Annotated in this window: 16 protein-coding genes and 1 tRNA gene; 6 read left to right on the forward strand and 11 right to left on the reverse strand. The window is 69.8% G+C overall.

What is annotated here, in order from left to right; all coding sequences use genetic code 11:
• Positions 1-52 precede the first annotated feature (52 nt).
• The 4 genes from AC27LF_RS34890 to AC27LF_RS34905 all read left to right on the forward strand — a co-directional run bounded on the left by AC27LF_RS34890 (position 53) and on the right by AC27LF_RS34905 (position 5,390).
• The gene (locus AC27LF_RS34890) at positions 53-1,768 is read left to right on the forward strand and encodes an ABC transporter substrate-binding protein (RefSeq protein ID WP_479663473.1); all 1,716 of its coding nucleotides are present in this window, start codon (positions 53-55) and stop codon (positions 1,766-1,768) included.
• Between the two features lie 66 nt (positions 1,769-1,834).
• Entirely contained in the window at positions 1,835-2,794 is a 960-nt protein-coding gene (locus AC27LF_RS34895; RefSeq protein WP_479663474.1) for an ABC transporter permease, read from the forward strand.
• Positions 2,795-2,805: 11 nt separating this feature from the next.
• Positions 2,806-3,681, forward strand: a complete 876-nt coding sequence (locus AC27LF_RS34900) for an ABC transporter permease (RefSeq protein WP_479663475.1) — start codon at positions 2,806-2,808, stop codon at positions 3,679-3,681.
• Entirely contained in the window at positions 3,678-5,390 is a 1,713-nt protein-coding gene (locus AC27LF_RS34905) for a dipeptide ABC transporter ATP-binding protein (protein WP_479663476.1), read from the forward strand. Before AC27LF_RS34900 ends, AC27LF_RS34905 begins: the two co-directional genes overlap by 4 nt.
• Positions 5,391-5,566: 176 nt before the next feature.
• On the opposite strand, the gene AC27LF_RS34910 is transcribed toward AC27LF_RS34905, so the two are convergent.
• From AC27LF_RS34910 to AC27LF_RS34930, 5 genes are all read right to left on the reverse strand, one after another.
• Positions 5,567-6,328 (reverse strand): SDR family NAD(P)-dependent oxidoreductase, encoded by a 762-nt coding sequence (locus AC27LF_RS34910; protein ID WP_479663477.1) that lies wholly within the window; start codon positions 6,326-6,328, stop codon positions 5,567-5,569.
• Positions 6,329-6,358: 30 nt separating this feature from the next.
• Complete coding sequence (locus tag AC27LF_RS34915; RefSeq protein ID WP_479663478.1) at positions 6,359-7,357, reverse strand: transketolase family protein; 999 nt, start codon at positions 7,355-7,357, stop codon at positions 6,359-6,361.
• On the reverse strand, positions 7,354-8,235 hold the full coding sequence (locus tag AC27LF_RS34920) for a transketolase (protein WP_479663479.1): 882 nt from the start codon (positions 8,233-8,235) through the stop codon (positions 7,354-7,356). Before AC27LF_RS34920 ends, AC27LF_RS34915 begins: the two co-directional genes overlap by 4 nt.
• Entirely contained in the window at positions 8,232-8,639 is a 408-nt protein-coding gene (locus AC27LF_RS34925) for a hypothetical protein (RefSeq protein ID WP_479663480.1), read from the reverse strand. The genes AC27LF_RS34920 and AC27LF_RS34925 overlap by 4 nt, the downstream gene beginning before the upstream one ends.
• 117 nt (positions 8,640-8,756) lie before the next feature.
• Positions 8,757-9,023, reverse strand: a complete 267-nt coding sequence (locus AC27LF_RS34930) for a hypothetical protein (RefSeq protein ID WP_479663481.1) — start codon at positions 9,021-9,023, stop codon at positions 8,757-8,759.
• A 351-nt stretch (positions 9,024-9,374) separates the two neighbouring features.
• Between AC27LF_RS34930 and AC27LF_RS34935 the strand changes: the two genes are divergently transcribed.
• A complete protein-coding gene (locus AC27LF_RS34935; RefSeq protein ID WP_479663482.1) occupies positions 9,375-10,070 on the forward strand; it encodes a GNAT family N-acetyltransferase in 696 nt (231 codons plus the stop codon).
• Between the two features lie 94 nt (positions 10,071-10,164).
• On the opposite strand, the gene AC27LF_RS34940 is transcribed toward AC27LF_RS34935, so the two are convergent.
• Positions 10,165-10,242: transfer RNA gene (locus tag AC27LF_RS34940), tRNA-Met, on the reverse strand.
• Positions 10,243-11,328: 1,086 nt separating this feature from the next.
• Between AC27LF_RS34940 and AC27LF_RS34945 the strand changes: the two genes are divergently transcribed.
• On the forward strand, positions 11,329-12,201 hold the full coding sequence (locus tag AC27LF_RS34945; protein ID WP_479663513.1) for a sugar phosphate isomerase/epimerase family protein: 873 nt from the start codon (positions 11,329-11,331) through the stop codon (positions 12,199-12,201).
• Positions 12,202-12,255: 54 nt separating this feature from the next.
• On the opposite strand, the gene AC27LF_RS34950 is transcribed toward AC27LF_RS34945, so the two are convergent.
• The 5 genes from AC27LF_RS34950 to AC27LF_RS34970 form a co-directional block, all read right to left on the reverse strand.
• Complete coding sequence (locus AC27LF_RS34950) at positions 12,256-13,155, reverse strand: winged helix-turn-helix domain-containing protein (protein ID WP_479663483.1); 900 nt, start codon at positions 13,153-13,155, stop codon at positions 12,256-12,258.
• A 664-nt stretch (positions 13,156-13,819) separates the two neighbouring features.
• Positions 13,820-15,064, reverse strand: coding sequence for an aspartate aminotransferase family protein (locus tag AC27LF_RS34955; protein WP_479663484.1), 1,245 nt, complete (start codon positions 15,062-15,064; stop codon positions 13,820-13,822).
• Between the two features lie 24 nt (positions 15,065-15,088).
• Positions 15,089-15,811 carry a class II aldolase/adducin family protein gene (locus tag AC27LF_RS34960; RefSeq protein ID WP_479663485.1) on the reverse strand — a complete coding sequence of 241 codons (723 nt, stop codon included), beginning with the start codon at positions 15,809-15,811 and terminating at the stop codon, positions 15,089-15,091.
• The gene (locus AC27LF_RS34965) at positions 15,808-16,854 is read right to left on the reverse strand and encodes a hypothetical protein (protein ID WP_479663486.1); all 1,047 of its coding nucleotides are present in this window, start codon (positions 16,852-16,854) and stop codon (positions 15,808-15,810) included. Before AC27LF_RS34965 ends, AC27LF_RS34960 begins: the two co-directional genes overlap by 4 nt.
• Positions 16,851-17,459 carry a DUF1989 domain-containing protein gene (locus AC27LF_RS34970; protein WP_479663487.1) on the reverse strand — a complete coding sequence of 203 codons (609 nt, stop codon included), beginning with the start codon at positions 17,457-17,459 and terminating at the stop codon, positions 16,851-16,853. Before AC27LF_RS34970 ends, AC27LF_RS34965 begins: the two co-directional genes overlap by 4 nt.
• Between the last annotated feature and the right edge of the window lie 3 nt (positions 17,460-17,462).

The raw sequence follows: 17,462 nt of genomic DNA on the forward strand, positions 1-17,462 counted from the left end.
CCCACCCCACGCCGAGCCCGCTGTCACCCGTCCATTCGTCACGAGGAAAATGATGTCCGACCTTGGCAGTTCCATCGAACGAGCCGCGCCCAGACGGAAGAAGTGGCCCTGGGTCGCCGGTGTCGCCGTCGTCCTCCTCATCGCCGTGAGCGCCTTCGCCCTCACCCGCGGCGGCCGCTCCGGCAACCAGGCTGCCGGCGACGGCAAGCCCGTCCGCGGCGGCACCCTGCAGTTCGCGCTGATCGACTACCAGCGCAGCCCGGACCCGCAATGGGGCACCAACTACGCCGAGTCGCTCATCGGCAACAACATCACCGACAAGCTGACCTGGCAGGACCCGGACACCGGCGAGATCACGCCATGGCTGGCGAAGTCGTGGGACTACAACAAGGACCTGACCGAGTTCACGTTCCACCTGCGGACGGATGTCACCTTCAGCGACGGCACGCCGTTCGACTCCGCGGTGGTCAAGGCCAACTTCGATCAGTACGTGCACGGCGACCAGAAGCTCGGCATCCTCCCCAACGGCGCCACCCTGCTGCCCGGTTACATCGAGACCCGGACCCCCGACAAGTACACCGCCGTCATCCGCTTCGAGAAGCCCCTCGCGAGCTTCCTCCAGGCCTCGTCCTTCACCGCCAACGCCCAGCCCGGCTTCCTGTCGCTCTCCACGCTGAAGCTGAGCGTCGAGCAGCGGACGGATCCGAAGAAGGTGATCGGCACCGGCCCGTTCGTGTACCGGTCGTGGAAGCCGCAGGTCAGTACCGTCCTGGTGAAGCGCAAGGGCTACAACTGGTCCCCGCCGGCGCTCAAGCATCAGGGCGAGGCGTACCTGAACAAGATCGTGTTCAACACGATCCCGGAGGCCAGCGTCCGGACCGGCTCGCTGACCTCCGGCGCGATCGACGCCACGCTCGACGTGGGTACCACGGACGAGAAGTCACTGGCCGACCAGGGGTTCGAGATCATCCACCGGGCGGTGTCCGGCACCTCCATCTTCTTCAACTTCAACTCCCGGTTGTTCCCGACCAATGACATCGCGGTGCGCAAGGCGATCCAGCTCGGCTGGAACCGGGAGGCGCTCAAGAAGACGGTGCTCACCGACTCCTACTCGGTGGCGACCTCGGTCCTCGGGCCGTCGGTGTTCGGATACGCGGACTACAGCGGCTCGGTCCTGACGTACGACCCGGAGAAGGCAGGACAGCTCCTGGAGAAGGCCGGCTGGAAGCGGGGCCCGGATGGGATCCGGGTGAAGGGCGGCAAGAAGCTCGTGGTCAAGCTGCTGGGCATCAACAACCTGGTGGTGAACAAGCCTGCCTACGAGTCGATCCAGCAGGACCTGAAGAAGATCGGCGTCGACCTGCAGCTCACCGTCGTCCCGATCCCGGACTACTCGGCCAACGTGGCCAAGGCGAAGACCGACTGGAACATCACCGCGGCCAACCGCTCGCGCAACGACCCGGCGGTCCTCAACCTCCAGTACAGCCCGCTGCTCGGCAACGGCTCCTACCTGGGCGAGGACTCGACCGGCGTCGACGTCGACGAGGTCACCAAGACCCTGGGCCGGCTGGAACTTACCCTGGACCCGGCCGAGCGCAAGCAGTACACCAAGGCGGCGCAAGACCTCCTGCTGGACAAGTACGCGCTGGTGAACCCGGTTTACAACCCCTCGCAGGTGATCGCCCAGGCGAAGTACGTCCACGGGATCATCTTCGACGCCCAGTCCCGCAACCACTTCGTGAACGCCTGGAAGGGCAACGGGAAGTGACGTCCCGTGGCCGCCGCGCCCCGAGAGGCGCGGCGGCCACTCGCACGCCCTGATGGAAGGATCTTCGTGCTGCGCTACCTCGCGCTGAAGGTCGGGCGGGCCCTGTTCGTGACCTGGGCCGCGTTCACCCTGACCTTCGTGCTGCTGTTCGTCCTGCCGGCCAACCCGGTGGATCTGCTCTTCGACCCCGCCGAGCTCAACACCGTCACACCGGAGGTCCGCGAGCAGGCGGCGGAGAGCTACGGCTTCAACAAACCGGTGTTCCTGCAGTACCTCCTCCGCCTGGGACACGCGCTGACCGGCGACTTCGGCAACTCCGTGCAGTCGGGCCGGTCGGTCACCGCGACCATCCTCGACGTGCTGCCGAGCACCCTCGTCCTCGCGTCCGGCGCTCTGCTGCTGGCCCTGCTCATCGCCTTCGCGATCGCGCTCATCGCGACCTCGACCCGCCGGGCATGGGTGCGCAACCTGATCGAGGCGCTGCCGTCGGGCGCGGTCTCGGTGCCGGTCTTCCTCTCCGGCATTCTCATGCTGCAGGTCTTCTCGTTCCATCTGGGCTGGTTCCCGGCCTTCGGCGACCGCGGCGCGAAGAGCCTCGTGCTGCCCGTGATCACTCTGGCCATCCCGGTGTCGGGGCCGATCGCGCAGCTCCTCGTCCGCAGCTTCGCCACCGAGTTCCGCTCCGGCTACGTCACGACGAGCTGGGCGAAGGGGGCCACCCGCGGCGTCATCGTCGTCCGTGACGTCTTCCGCAACGCCACTGTGCCGGCGCTCACCATCGCCGGCATCACCTTCGGCAACCTGATCGCCGGGTCGGTCATCACCGAGACCGTCTTCGCCCGTCAGGGCATCGGCCGGATGACCCAGGCCGCGATCAACACGCTGGACGTCCCGCTGGTGCAGGGGGTCGTCGTGCTCGTGGCGGCCAGCTTCGCGGTGATCAACCTGATCGTCGACCTGATCTACCCGCTGCTGGATCCGCGACTGCGTGCTGCGCTCACCGCCGGCTCGCCCCGGGCGGCCTGAGGAGGAATGTGATGACCGTCGAACTGGACACCCTCGCCCCGCCCGCCCGGCCCCGCTCCGGCCGCGCGTCGCTCAGACGCCTCGGTGAACTAGCGCAGCAGCCGGTCCTGGTGGCCTCGTGGATCACCGTGCTGGTCGTGATCGGCTGGGCCCTCGCCCCTCGGCTGTTCACCTCCTACAGCCCTTATGACGGCGACAGCGCCGCGAGCTTCGCACCACCGAGCGCGGAGCACTGGTTCGGCACCGACCGGCTGGGCCGTGACCTGTTCGCCCGCACCGTGTACGGCGCGCACACCACCCTGACCGCGACCCTGCTGGCCGTCCTCATCGCCTTCGGTATCGGCACGGTCGTCGGGCTGATCGCCGGCTTCAGCGGAGGGATCGTCGACACCGCCGTCATGCGACTGGTCGATGTGTTCCTGGCGATCCCCAGCCTGCTGCTGGCGATGGTGGTGGTCTCGGTCCTGGGCTACTCCACGCAGAACATCGCCCTGGCGGTCGGCATCTCCTCCATCGCGTCGTTCGCGCGGGTGATGAGAGCCGAGGTGCTCACGGTCGTGAACCAGGACTACGTCAAGGCGGCGTACGGCCTCGGGGGCGGCCGGACGGCCGTGCTGCTCCGGCACGTCGTGCCCAACTCGCTGAACTCGGTGATCGCGCTGGCCGCGCTTGAGGTCGGAACGGCCGTGCTCGCGGTCGCCTCGCTCGGGTTCCTCGGTTACGGCGCACCGCCGCCGCTGCCGGAGTGGGGCCTGCTGGTGGCCGAGGGCCGCGACTACGTCGCGACCCACCCATGGCCCTCGATCATGCCCGGCCTGGCGCTCGCGCTCGTCGTCATCGCCACCCACCGCATCAGCACCTCGTACCGGAAGGAACACCGACGATGACGGACGTGCCCGAGGGGAAGCAGGACCCGCTGCTGCGGATCGCCGACCTCGCGATCGACTACCGGACGGGGCGCCGCCGGTGGACACCGGCCGTCCGCGGCACGGATCTGCACGTGGACCCGGGCGAGTTCGTCTCGCTCGTGGGGGAGTCCGGATCGGGCAAGACCACCCTGGTCCAGGGCGCGCTCGGCCTGCTTCCGCCCGCCGCGCGGATCCGGGCCGGCTCGATCGCATACTCCGGTGTCGATGTCACAGGCTGGAGCGACCAGCGCATGGCCCGGGTGCGGGGCAACTACGTGGGCTTCGTCCCCCAGGACCCCAATACCTCGCTCAACCCGGTCAAGAAGATCGGGCAGCAGGTGATCGAGGCGGTCCGGTTCAACGCGCCGGAGGCCCGCACCGCGGCAGAGCACCGGGAAGCCGCGCTGGAGAGCCTGCGCACTGCGGGCCTGGGGGACGCCGAGCGGGTCTTCCACCAGTACCCCCACGAGCTCAGCGGCGGCATGAAGCAGCGCGCGCTCATCGCGATCGCGCTGGCGGGCAAGCCGAAGATCATCGTGGCCGACGAACCGACCAGCGCACTCGACGTCACCGTGCAGAAAGTGATCCTCGACCACCTGGTGCGGCTGCGCGAGGAACTCGGCATCGGCATCCTCCTGATCACCCACGACCTCGGCGTCGCACTGGACCGCTCGGACCGGATCCTGGTCATGCAGGACGGCCGGATCGTGGAGGAGGGCCCGGTACACCAGGTGCTGGAGAACACCACCCACGACTACACCCGCCGGTTGCTCGACGCGGCCCCCGCGCGGCAGGCCGGCCGGCTCGAACCGACGTCAGGCCCGCGGACGGTCCCCACCGACAGCTCGCCAATCCTGCGAGCGCGCGCCCTCACCAAGAGCTACCACCTGCGCGGCGGCCGGGGCCGGCGGCGACACTTGCGGGCGCTGGACGGCGCCGACCTGGTCGTGCGCAAGGGCACCACGCACGCCATCGTCGGAGAGTCCGGCGCGGGCAAGTCGACGCTGGCGAGCATCCTGGTCCAGTTCACCGCCGCCGACAGCGGCACGGTGCACGTCGGCAACCGGGAACTGACCGGCCTGGGCCGCGGACAACTGCGGGAGATCCGCCGGGACCTGCAGTTCGTCTTCCAGAACCCGTTCACCTCGCTCGATCCGCGGTTCACGGTCGGCAAGATCGTCGCCGAGCCGCTGCGGGCCTTCAAGCTGGCGACCGGAAAACAGGAACGGACGGCCCGGGTGGTCGAGCTGCTCAGGGCGGTGGCACTGGACGAGAGCCATCTGCACCGGCTCCCCAGCGAACTCTCCGGCGGTCAGCGGCAGCGGGTCGCGATTGCGCGGGCGCTGGCACTCAACCCAGGGATCCTCGTGCTCGATGAGGCCGTGAGCGCCCTCGATGTGTCGGTCCAGGCTCAGATCCTGCAACTGCTGGTCGATCTGCAGGCCGAGTTCGGACTCAGCTACGTGTTCGTGACCCACGACCTCGGGGTCGTACGTCTGATCGCCGACGACGTCACGGTGATGCGGGGCGGCGTCGTGGTCGAGACGGGCCCGGCCGAGCAGGTGCTCCGCTCGCCCCGGCACGAGTACACCCGGGAACTGCTGGAAGCCGTTCCGGGAGCCGGGTTCACCGGCGCCGGCCCGAGCGGAGGAGAGCGGGTCGGCACGTTGAACGCACACCAGCCGTGACACCGTGCGCCGGCGGTGCGGGGTAAGCGGAAGGCTTCTCAGGCAGTATGCGTGCTGTGGCTGAGAGCCAGGTGAACGCATCCGTGGCCGTTGTGGAATATGGGCTGCGGAGGGCCGCCTCGCGTCCGCTCCTCCCTGCCGGACGACTCCGGCAGGTTCTGTCCGTTCAGCGGAAGTCAGTGGATGTGCGATCCGCCGTTCACGTCGTATGTTGCTCCGGTGATGTAGCCGGAGTCGGAGCGGCACAGATATGTGATCAGGTCGGCGACATCGCTGACACGACCGTTGCGTCCGACGGGGATGCCGGCGATCAGGGTGTCTTTGCGTTCGCCTTCCAAGGCGCCCCCGGTGATGTCGGTGTCGATGAGGCCCGGGGCGACACTGTTGACCGTGACTCCGTGTGGTCCGACCTCGCGTGCCAGCGCTCGGGCGAAGCCGAGTTGGGCGGCCTTGGCCGCTGAGTAGGCGACGCCGCCGAAGACGCCTCCGCCTCGTTCGGCGGATACGGAAGACAGGAAAACGATGCGGCCGAAGCCGCGTTCGGTCATCCCGGGGGCGACCCGGCGGGTGATGTTGAAAGCCCCGCGGACGTTGACGGCGAAGATGCGGTCCCACTCGCTGCCGTCCACTTGAAGGAAGGGGGTGGGCGAGGTGATGCCCGCGTTGTTGACCAGTGCCCCGATCGGGGGTGCGTCGGCGTTGAGGGTGTCGACGGCTGTGGCGACGGCGGCCTCGTCGGTCACGTCGCAGGCGAGTCCGACAGCGCGTACATGGTGCCGGTCCGTGATCTCAGCTGCGGTGTCCTTGGCTGCGGCTTCGTCGAGGTCGAGCACGGCGATGTTCCAGCCGGCAGCGGCGAGAGCATGGGCGGTGGCGCGGCCGATGCCCCGCTGCGAGGCGGCGCCGGTGACAACGGCGGTCAGTTCATTGACGTTCATGGCTGAATGCAACTCCTGGAAGCAGGGGGGTCAAAGGGAGGACTTCACGCGTGCGCACAGTGCGTCGGTGGACAGCCCGTAGCGGTCGTGCAGGGTGGGCAGGGCTCCGGCGGCAAGGAATTCGTCGGGGAGCGCGGCGGGGACGATCCGGGCGCTGATGCCTGCGTAGGCGACGAGAGCGGCGACGGCCTCGGACAGTCCGCCGATCACGGTGTGGTTCTCGCAGGTGACCACCAGTCTGTCGCCTTGGATCTGGGTGGCGATTGTGTCGGTGTCCAGTGGCTTGATGGTGGGCACGTGCAGAACGGCCGCGTCGATGTGGTCATTCTCAAGGCGCTGCGCGGCTTGCAGCGCCCGCATGGTCATCAGGCCCGTGGAGATGAACAGGACGTCGCGGCCGGGGCGCAGTTCGGCAGCCTTGCCCAGTTCGAAGCGGTAGTCGTACTCGTCGAGGACGGTGGGGACCTTGCCGCGCAGTAGGCGCATGTAGGTCGGGCCGGAGTGGTCGGCGAGCGCCGGTACAGCCTGTTCGATGTCAACTGAGTCGCAGGGGTCGACGATGGTCAGGTTGGGGCAGGCGCGCAGGATCGCGAGGTCCTCGGTGGCCTGGTGGCTGGGCCCGTAGCCGGTGGTGAGGCCCGGCAGGGCGCCGACGACGTTCACGTTCAGACCGGGTTCGGCGATGTCGAGGCAGAGGAAGTCGTAGGCGCGGCGGGTGGCGAACACCGAGTAGGTCGACGCGAACGGGACGAGTCCGACCTCGGCCAGTCCTGCGGCGGCGCCGAGCATGGCCTGCTCGGCCATGCCCATCTGGAAGAAGCGGTCAGGGTTCGCGTCGCGGAAGACGTGCATGTCGGTGTACTTGGCGAGGTCGGCGGAGAGTCCGACGATGTCCGGGCGTCGTGCGGCGAGCTGGTTCAGTGCGTGCCCGAACGGTGCCGGTGAGGTGCGCTGGCCGGGATCGGCGAACGAGGCGATCATCGCCGAGGTGGTCAGGCGCTTGCGAGGGGCCTGTGGGGTGGTACTCACTGCTGGGCTCCTTCGAGGTGGGCGCGGGCGGCCTGCCATTCGTGGTCGGCGACGGGCATGAAGTGGGCTTTTTCCCGGGTCTCCAGGAACGGCACGCCCTGGCCGATACGGGTGTCGCAGATCAGAACCGAGGGGCCGCCGGTGTGGTCGCGGATGCTGTCCAGTGCGTCGAGGAGAGCGGGGATGTCGTTGCCGTCGACGCGTACGGCGTTCCAGCCGAAGGCCTGCCACTTCTCGGTGACCGGTTCGGTGCGCAGCACTGCAGGGGTGGGTCCGTCAGCCTGGAGGCCGTTGACGTCGACGATCGCGGTGACGTTGTCCAGGCCGTGGTGGGCACAGGCTATGGCCGCTTCCCAGGTGGCTCCCTCATCGAGTTCGCCGTCGGAGAGCAGGTTGAACACTCGGGCCGGATGGCCGAGTCGGCGCAGTCCGAGGCCCATCCCGCAGGCGATGCCGAGGCCGTGACCGAGGGAGCCGCCGGAGATCTCCATCCCGGGCGTGTAAGTGGCCATGCCCGACATCGGCAGGCGGGACTCATCGGTGCCGTAGGTCTCAAGCTCCTCTACCGAGATGGTCCCGGCTTCGGCGAGTGCGGCATAGAAGGCGATCGCGTAGTGACCGATGGAGAGCAGGAACCGGTCACGTCCGTCCCAGCCCGGGTCCTCAGGGCGCAGGCGCAGCTCGCCGTCTTCGCGGGCGTAGAACACGGCCAGGACGTCGGCGACACCGAGCGCCTGGCCGATGTATCCCTGGCCTTGGACCTCACCCATGGTCAGCGCGTGGCATCGGATGCGCGTCGCCGCGGCCTGCAGACGGGCGATGCGTTGTTCAGGCCCTTGGGCCAGGGCCGGCGGCTGGTCCGTAGTCACCGAGGTCATCGGTTCGTTCCTCCTGTTGATCGTGCGGTGCGGCGTGAGGTCAGGGACTGGCAGTCAGGTTCCCTGACCACGTGTGAGGGGCGGCGGGGCACGTCGGCGGGGGCGGCGGCAAGGTCGCGCTCAAGGGCGGCGACATGGTCTCGCTCAGCGCTGCCCCAAGTCTCGCGGGTCATCAGCGCGGCGCCGAGGCCGAGCAGGCCGTACGCGCTGAAGAGCAGAGCAGGTCCGATCCAGCCGGTGTGCGAGAACAATGCGGTCGCGATCAAGGGCGTGAAGCCGGAGACGACGGCGGAGAGCTGGTAGGCCAGCGACGCGCCGCTGGTGCGGGTGCGGGCGTTGAAGAGTTCGGAGAACCAGGCGCCCTGCACGCCGGCCAGGCTGTTCTGGCACACGGCGTAGCTCACGGCAAAGGCGAGCACGATCGCGGTCGCAGCGCCGGTGTTGAGGAGGAGGAGGCGACCGCCGTCCGCACGCCGCACACCGGCGCCAACGCACCGCTCCCGCCGGCTGCGGCCGCCCGGCTAGACGCGGCCGTGGTGCTGTGGCGTGCCGCGCTCGCGGCCCACCTGCCCGTCGGCACGCTGGCCGGGGTGGGCACGTTCGTCGACATGGCTGTCGGCGAGGCCGTGTGGCTGGAGTTGATGCGGGCGAGCGCCGGGCAGTCTGCGGCCTTGGCGGGTGGGGACCTGGTCGCCGAGCGTGCGGCCGGTCATCCGGGCAGCCAGGATGCCCTGCTGCTGGCTGCGCTGCTGGTCGCCCGTTCCGCCGGGGAGCCGGTCCGGCGGCACGTCCGCACGCTGCTGGAGGCCGCGGCGGCCCCGCCCCCCCGGCGCACCCGCCTCCGGGCTGGAGGAACTGAGAACGGCGCTGGTCAACCCCGGGGACGTCGACGTCGCCTGCAGGTGAGCCGCCCGACGCCGGGCCCGGACCGTATCGGTGCAGGCCGTAGCCGTTCACGAGCCTGAAGAAAGCCGACATGCCGGGAAGTCGCGTTCATGCCAAAGGATGCCCAGCCAAGCCCGGCCCCTTTTTCCTTCAGGGGGCGGTCTGCTGCTCGCCGTCGTACGAGGGCTTTGCCCAACGCGGGCCGGACGGTCATCACCCATTGTTCTGGGTTGGGTTGGGGGAGGATGAGGGGCATGGGACGAGCCTCTCGACGACGTGCAGAACGCCGCAACGCGCCTCAGCCCGATGCTGCTCCCGGTGTCGTGGTGCTGGAGCGGTACCTGATCCGCCCTGCCACCCTGGACGACGACCCCGAGGCGGTGCGCGCGCTCCTGGAGCCGGTGGACTTCATGGATGCGGCGATGCCCGGAGAGATCGTCGACCGGATGCGCACCGGCTGGCGCCTGCCGGCCCAGTTCGGCACCTCGACCCTGCTGCTCGCGCAGGAACACCCGGCGGGAGAGGTCGTCGGCCTCGCCCATGCGATCCCGCCGGTAGAGTGGCTGATGGCGATGGAGGCAGTTCTGGGGCGGCAGCTGTGCCTGAGGCTGTCGAGGTCGCTCGTCGAGCTGGAGGTGGTGTCGGTGGCCGACAGCGCCCGCGGCCAGGGGTTAGGTCACCGGCTCGTCGATGAAATGGTCCGCTCCTACAGCGACCGGGACTACGAGGCGATGCTGGGCGGCATCCACACCCGCAAGCCGTACCTGGCGCCGTACTACGAGGCGGACGGCTTTCACGTTCTTTCGCCCGGGGCCCCGCTCGACCTGGAGCTGCCCGTCGGCCGTCTCCGGTACCCGGCGAATGTGTCGATGCGGCACCTGGTGCGCCCGCTTGTCCCGCAGGTGTCGTACCGGGCCGGCGTTCTCGCCGGCCTGCTCGCCGGCCGGTGACGCCCGGAGCCCGCCACGATGGCGTACAACCCGGCAACGCTGCCCCTGAACGGCTCCGGCCCCCGGCGACGGGATGTCGCCGAGGGCCGGATGGTGGTAGCGGGGGCGGGATTTGAACCACGCGACCTCTGGGTTATGAGCCCAGCGAGCTACCGAGCTGCTCCACCCCGCGTCGGTCTAGTCAGGGTACGGGATGTCGGCGGGCCGGGCGGTGGATTTTCGCGCTGCGGCGCGGGGGCCAGGCTGACGCGCGGGCCCCGTTTCGTCGTCTCCGCATGTGCGGAGGGGCTTCCCCAGTGTCCAGTGGCGCGGCTTCACTGTAGCGGCCAGCGCAGGGACTGCTGGAGCGACTGGCGGGGGATTCAGCCGATCGTGTGAGGGTACTCGATGTTGCTGCTCCGACGCGCGGGCCCGGCTGCGGGGGCGGCGCCGGCGGCGAGCGCGGCGACGGTGGTAGGTCTCGCCGGTGCTGCTCGCCAGGAGCCGTTCTCGGCGCCCCGCCGGCACGGAGCAACCGCGCTGCCCTGGTCGATGCCGGCGAGGTGGATCTCGCCCGGACGTAGCCCCCGCGCCGCTGCGCCCTTGGCTGAGCGTCCGGCCGGTGCGGGGCAGGTGTGCCGGGCGCCGGTGGGCGCCGGCGGGCTCGATGCCGCCTGGGCCTTGACTCCCGGACCGGCCTGTCCAGGTGTGCCGCCGTGACGGCCTGCACGGCCGTGGTGCGCCCGTGGTGTGGGTGTGCCCCGGGTGTTCCTGTGTGCCGGTCTCCCGGTGGTTGTGTGGATGCTTTGTTCGCTGCGTGGGGGTCTGTCGGTCCCTGGTGGCGGCGGGGAAGGGTCGGGCCACACAAGAAGACACATATAGCTGAGCTTTGGCGTCCTGGTGAGGTAGATTAATGGTTGTTGGCAGTGAGGCAAGCGCCGTCGGAATTCTACGAGTTGGCCGCGAGGAGCCCCTGCGACGATTCAGGCTGTGACGACCGCCCCCGAACCGTGCTCCGGGCAGACGAGCGTCGGCGTCGGGGGACAGGGTCGGCATGTCCCGCAGACGCCGGAGAGTGCGCCAGGGGGGTCCGGACAACGCGCGTCGGCTGATCGGTGCGAACGGCGCGGTGCGTGCGTACGTGACCGGGAGTGGCACCCGGCTGCGGATTTGAGTTGGCGGACGGCCTCCTGGCGTACACGCTGTCCACCGTGCCGGACTACGCGTACCAGGGGGCGTAAGACGGCTTCGCGGCCCTTGCGCGGGGGCTGTCGACTTCATCCGGGACGCGGCAGAGCGGGGGTTCGGAGGCGTCAATGTGTCGGTGTACGGCCCGCAGTACGAGCACCTTTCAGACGCATCTCCCGCGTATCTGAGGAACGCGCGCTCGGTCCTTTCGGAGCTGGGCATGGGTATCGATATCGAATCGAACTACACCTACCCCGAGCGGCTGCGTGGCCTGCTCGACATCGGTCGGGAACTCGGTGCGGGATTGCTGAGGACCTTGGTACAGGGGTCTCCCCAGGACCCGAACCGCATCAAGGACGCAATCGCCAACCTCCGCGCGATCGTTCCGGTGGCTGAGGAATTCGGCATACCGATCGCTGTCGAGAATCACGAAGACGTGACCGCGCGCGAGGTGGCGGAGATACTTTCGGCGGTCGACTCTCCGTGGATAGGCGCCCTCTACGACTATGGCAACTCGATGGTACATGGCGAAGAACCAGCCGAGGGCCTCGAAGCATTGCTGCCCTGGGTGATGAGCGGGCACTTGAAAGATCAGGCAGTGATCGCCACAGAGGAGAGCGCCGATGACATCATCCTCGGCCTCCCCATTGGTTCCGGAAGACTTCCGATACGCCAGTTCACCAACCGGCTTCTCGAATCGGGAGTTCGGCGCATCTGCTTCGAGAACACCTGGGCCTATCAGACTCCAGCACCGCACCGAGGCCCTGATGATCACCGGGGGAGCCTCTTCGATCCGATCGACCTACCTGAGCACGACATGGAGTACTGCATCGACACCTCGCCCTTGAGCAATCCGGACCTCGTGGAGAGGGAAGCTCTCATGCTGGACCGGAGCATTCGGGGGCTGAACCACGCCCTGACCGGTTTGCCGATTCGGGTGCCATCAGCACTTCCCAGGGAGTAACGGATGGGCAGTTGCCCCCGATGACGTGACGTGCTCGCAACCGCCGCCCGGCCGCTACGAACCGCGGTGCCGGTTCACTACGGCGCTGACGCGGGCCGGGAAGGTGTCACTGAAGTCGGGGGCCAACCCCCACTCGATGATGAGGACCTCGCCGACCAGGTCCGCCGCGCCGTCGGGAAGCTCGCCGGCGTTGTTGCGGATCAGGGTGTCCGCGCCGGCCAGTCGGGAGATGTCGTCGTGGCCGATGAGGAAGCGTTCGGGGCTGGCGTCGTAGTACTGGCGGACCAGAGCGGCCATGCGGTCGAGGCCACGGTTCGTGGGGGCCGCGACGATCACGCGGCGACCCTCGCCCAGGGTGGCCAGACGGCGGAGCATCGCGGACGAGGGCGTCGCGATGATCTCGATCACGTTGTCGAAGGAGTCGACCAGCGACTCCAGGTCGCGCAGGTGGAAGATCGGGGCGGCGACGATGTCGTACTCGTCGTCGAGACGACGGCCGGTCGCCTCGGACAGCAGGACCGGTTCCACGGGGATGCCCGAGGCCGTCTCCACCAGCGCGCTCATCCTCCGCAGGTCTCGGGGGTTGCATTCGACGAATGCCACCTTCGGGGCCGGGCCCAGGTCGGTCAGCGTGTCCGCGATCATCCGCTGGATCTCAGTGGCGGACAGCCCGGCGGACTGGGCGCGGCTGAGGAGTGTGTGCAGGTCACGGCTGAAAGTCTCGGCGTTGACCGGCGAGATCTGCGGAAGGCGGATGATGATGCTGCCCTGCCGGGGAGTGGTCCGCACCAGGCCCGAGCGGGCGAGTTTCTGGACCGCACGATCCACAGTGGAGGGGTTGGTGCCCAGTTCGGTGGCGAGTGTCCGGCAGGACGGCAGCCGGAAACCGACGGCGTAGACGCCAGAGGCGATCCGGTCGCGGAGGATGCGGTGCACGTCGGTCAGCGTCAGCATTACGCCACTCATTCGGGTTCCCCGATCAGTACCAGGCTGTATGAGACCAGGATGGCTCTTGCACCACACCCAATCCTTGAGGATGTCAAAAGATCACGCGGAGCCAGCCACGGTCCGTGCGTGCCCTGATGTCCCACGTGCGTCATGAGGTCGAACGACGGGCCGATCGGGCCGGGTTCGCCCTCTGGGGTCTCGACGACCACGACCACGACCACGACCGGGCCGCCGGGCACGGGCACGGGTGAGGGTGCGGCGTGGGCGGCGGCGAGCAGGCGTGCGCCCTGCTCGCCGACGGGGCCGCGCGGCGGCGCCCGCGGCGGTGAGCAGGGCGCGGAGTGGGCCGATGAGCCGCTCGCCCCACCCGAAGAGAGCCGGCTTTGGACCCGTCCCTGGGGTGAGCCGCTGACCGGTGGGTGTGCACCTTGACGAAGCCGGGGACGAGCAGGCCGGTGGCCGTCGCCGGTCACCGGCCCGGCGAGAAGCCCCGCGCGCCGCGGGGACGGCCCGGCCGCGAGGGTCGCGCCGTCCGGGATGTGCGTGGCGCTGTCCGGGATGTGCGTCGCGCCGTTCCGGATGTGCGTCGCGCCGTCCGGGATTTCTCCACCGGGCCCGGCCGTCAGTACCCAGGCGGCCGGGATGGGGGTCTCCTCCCGAGCGGGCTGTGTCACGTGAGGTTCCGGAGGACCGCGCGGAGCACGCCGACGAACACGTCGATCTCGCTGGCGGTGATCACCAGCGGCGGTGTCACCGAGACCGTGCCCTCGGAGTTCAGTGCCGAGCCGACCAGCACGCCGCGTTCCTGCATCGCCTCGGCCACCGGCTGCGCCGGGACGCTCAGCTCGAACGCGCACCACAGCCCACGCCCGCGGATGTCGGTGAGCAAGCCGGGAAACTGGCCGCGCACCGACTCCAGCCGCTCTCGCAGATACGCACCGAGTCGGGCCGATTGGGCGACCAGGCCCTCCCGCTCGATCACGTCGAAGGCCGCGACGCCCGCGGCGCAGGCCACGGGGTTGCCGCCCATGGTGGTGAGGTGGCTCGGCGCGGGCTCCAGGGACGTCGCGGACACCTCGGGCAAAGCCAGCACCGCGCCCAGCGGCAGGCCGCCGCCGACTGCCTTTGCACAGATGACGATGTCCGGGCGCACGCCCCAGAGCTGGTGGGAGAACCAGGCCCCGGCACGGCCCATGCCGCCCTGGGCCTCGTCACAGACGAGGAGCGCACCGGTGCGGTCGCACAGTTCGCGCAGCCCGGGCAGGAAGCCGTCGGAGGGGACACGGACGCCGCCCTCGCCCTGGATCGGCTCGACGATCACGGCGGCGGTCTGCTCGTCGATCGCCGCCGTGGCCGCCTCCAGGTCGTCGAACGGCACGCGTGCCACCCCGGGCAGCAGCGGTTCGAACGACGTATGCCACTGCTCCCGCCGGCTCACCGACAACGCGCCGAGGGTGTGGCCGTGATGGGCCTGTTCCATCGCGACGAACTTCGGTCGCCCGGTGTACTTGCGGGCCAGCTTGAGTGCGCACTCGGTCGACTCCGCGCCAGACGAGGTCAGGTATGCGGTGGTCAGCCCGCCGCCGGCGACCCTGGCCAGCCGCTCCGCGATCTCGACCTGTTCCGGGACGACGAGCCGGCCGTACGCGTTGACGTGCGCGTACCGGCTGATCTGCCGTTGCACGGCCTCGACCACGTCCGGATGGGTGTGGCCGACGTTGGCGACCGCGAGGCCGGAGGTCATGTCCAGGTAGACGCGGCCGTCGGCCGCCTTCACGGTGCACCCGCTCGCGGCGGCGACCACGAGTTCCGTGCGGTCGGGGACGGTCTGGGACAGGTGGGCGGCGAACCGGTCCCGGTACGACGCCAGCTCCTCCTGGCTCATGGTCGCGGAGGGCTCCAGGGCGTTCAGCATCGTCTTTCTCCTTATGTGGGCCGCTTATGTGCGGCCGCTGGAATCAACGGGGCGGAATCGGCGGTCGAACCAGCGGCGGGCCCGGGCCAGTTCGACCGCACTCGCGGCTTCCCGCTCGTCCCACTCGGCGTCGCCGATGGGGCGGGCCGCGCGCGGCAGCGGGGCGAGCACGATCCGGGCCCGTTCCTCCAGGGCGTACAGCCGGGTGGCGGCCGTGAGCGGGTCCGGGCCGACGGCGAGGGCACCGTTGGCCCGCAGCAGCAGTGCGACGTCCGGGCCGAGCCGGGTGGCGACGGACCGGCCGCGCTCCGGGGTGGCGACCAGGGCGACATCGTCGTGCACCCGGACCCGGCGGCCCGCGAGCAGGCCGAGGCCGTGCAGTGCGGGCAGGTCGGTGTCGCCGGTGCCCCACGCGATGGCCGCCGGCGGATGCCCTCGGCAGATCGCGCCGACGTCGGGGCGGGCGGAGTAGATCTCCAAGTGCAGCCAGATCTCCAGCGGGACGTCGTCCAGCGCGCCGCACACAGCCGTCCCGGCGGCGTCCAGGACGAGTACATCGGCGGTCCGCGCCTCGGCGAGCGGCCGGGTCGAGGTGATGGCCGCGCCGCCGCCCGGCAACCGGGCCGACACATGCCCGAACGCCTCGGCCAGCCCGGCGGCGGCGATCATCCGCGCGGTCCGCGCGACCTCCGCGCGGACCCGCTGGACACTCCGTGTCCCCTCCCCATGGGCTTCGAGGGCTGTCACGAGCGTGAACCCGTCATGTCGTCGATCCAGCCGATGAGGCGGACGAGCGTTTCGGGCAGCGCGAGCGGGGTGTCCCGGCCGTCGCCCCGGGCGAAGACCGAGCGTACGGCGCCGGGCGTGGCCGGACGGCCCTCCTCGGCCAGCCGGGCGGCCAGTACCCGGATCGCCGCGTCGAGTTGGGCGCGGCTGGGCATCAGGGTGAGGGCCCCGGGCAGCAGGTCGAGCACGCCGGTCAGCGGCCTTTTTCCGGTCGCGCCGCGCCGGGAGGCGGGCAGACCGTCGGCGCGCCGGCGGTCCCGGTCGGCCAGGAAGCTGACATGGGTGAGGCCGGGCGACACCCAGGCGCCGATCCCGGCGTACCGCTCGCCGACGCGGCGGAGCACATCGGCGAGCACCCCGACCATGACGTCGTGCATGTCGGCGTAGGCTTCGCGCTCGCCGGGTCCCCACTGCCAGGTGCCGTCCTGTCTGGGCACGGCCGTGCAGTCATCGCGGTACGGCGTGACGGAGGCGCCGCGCGACTCGAACAGCCCCGGGTCGTCGTAGGAGGTCGCCGGGGACTGCTCGCCATGCCACCGGTAGACGTGGTCGTACGGGACCAGGGCGAGCGGCTCGCTCACCACGAACCGGTCGAGCACCCATCCGTCGCGGACCATCGGGGAGACGTCGAGCAGGCGGGGGTCCTCCCTCGGATCCAGGCACTCCGGGAGCCGCTTGGGGACCGGCCCGCCGACCGGCTCCCAACCCGCGGCCAGCAGCGCGGCGTTGACGCCCCGGTGCTCCCGGCTCGTCGGGTACGGCTTGTACTTCGTGCAGGGGAGCAGGAGCCCCAGCCGTCCCGAAGTCGCTCCCGGCACAGGAGCAGGCGTCCACTCGTGCCGCACGAAGTCCAGCCACGCGGCCACCCGGGGGTGCCGGAGGGCGTCCACGTTCTCCTGCGGCGAGTAGAAGCACATGGTCGGGTCCAGTGCGAACGGCGGCCTGATCTTCCTGGCGGACAAGGGCAAGCGCGCCTGCCTGGTCAGCTCCGTCGCGGTGGTCATCGGCCCTCCTCGGCACGGACGACCAGCCGCATCGGGGTCGGGTCGAAGTTGTTGCACGGGCTGAGATCCTGCGGGCAGGCCGAGACCAGCACGACGAGGTCGCGTTCGGCGCGGAGGGTGATCGTGGAGCCGGCCGGCTGGAGCGCCGGGTCGGTGACGACCTCACCGGTCGCGGTGACCCGGTTGTGCATGAAGACGTTCCAGGCGTTCTCGCCACGGACTCTCAGGTCGAGGCCGAGTAGGTCGCGGGCCTGGAGCAGGTTGTCCAGGCAGTTGGCGTGGCCCGTCACGCCGTAGGAGTACTCGTACCGCTCGCGGTCGCAGCACGGCACCACGATGTCGTGCTTGCCCACGTCGTCGCGGACGATGGTGAGCAGTGGGTTGCGGTGGTTGGAGTACACGCTCTGCCCGGCCTTGAGAAGGACAGAGGTGTTCACCGCCGCGGTGTGCGCGGGGGACAGATACTCCTCCGGGTCGTCCGCGTCGTAGGCCACCAAATCCGCCACCTGGCTGCCCTGGACGTCCACCAGGTCGAGCAGTTGCCCTGCGGCCAGCCGTACGCCCCGGCCCTCCCGGGCGGGGATCGGCACGTCCTCGATGATCACTTG

It is taken from the genome of Streptomyces diversicolor (genome assembly GCF_057537855.1).

Bases quoted from the DNA above. Each gene is read 5' to 3' on its own strand.
- AC27LF_RS34890 (WP_479663473.1), top strand. From the start codon at position 53: ATGTCCGACCTTGGCAGTTCCATCGAACGAGCCGCGCCCAGACGGAAG.
- AC27LF_RS34900 (WP_479663475.1), top strand. From the start codon at position 2,806: ATGACCGTCGAACTGGACACCCTCGCCCCGCCCGCCCGGCCCCGCTCC.
- AC27LF_RS34905 (WP_479663476.1), top strand. From the start codon at position 3,678: ATGACGGACGTGCCCGAGGGGAAGCAGGACCCGCTGCTGCGGATCGCC.
- AC27LF_RS34910 (WP_479663477.1), bottom strand. From the start codon at position 6,328: ATGAACGTCAATGAACTGACCGCCGTTGTCACCGGCGCCGCCTCGCAG.
- AC27LF_RS34920 (WP_479663479.1), bottom strand. From the start codon at position 8,235: ATGACCTCGGTGACTACGGACCAGCCGCCGGCCCTGGCCCAAGGGCCT.
- AC27LF_RS34935 (WP_479663482.1), top strand. From the start codon at position 9,375: ATGGGACGAGCCTCTCGACGACGTGCAGAACGCCGCAACGCGCCTCAG.
- AC27LF_RS34950 (WP_479663483.1), bottom strand. From the start codon at position 13,155: ATGCTGACGCTGACCGACGTGCACCGCATCCTCCGCGACCGGATCGCC.
- AC27LF_RS34955 (WP_479663484.1), bottom strand. From the start codon at position 15,064: ATGCTGAACGCCCTGGAGCCCTCCGCGACCATGAGCCAGGAGGAGCTG.
- AC27LF_RS34965 (WP_479663486.1), bottom strand. From the start codon at position 16,854: ATGACCACCGCGACGGAGCTGACCAGGCAGGCGCGCTTGCCCTTGTCC.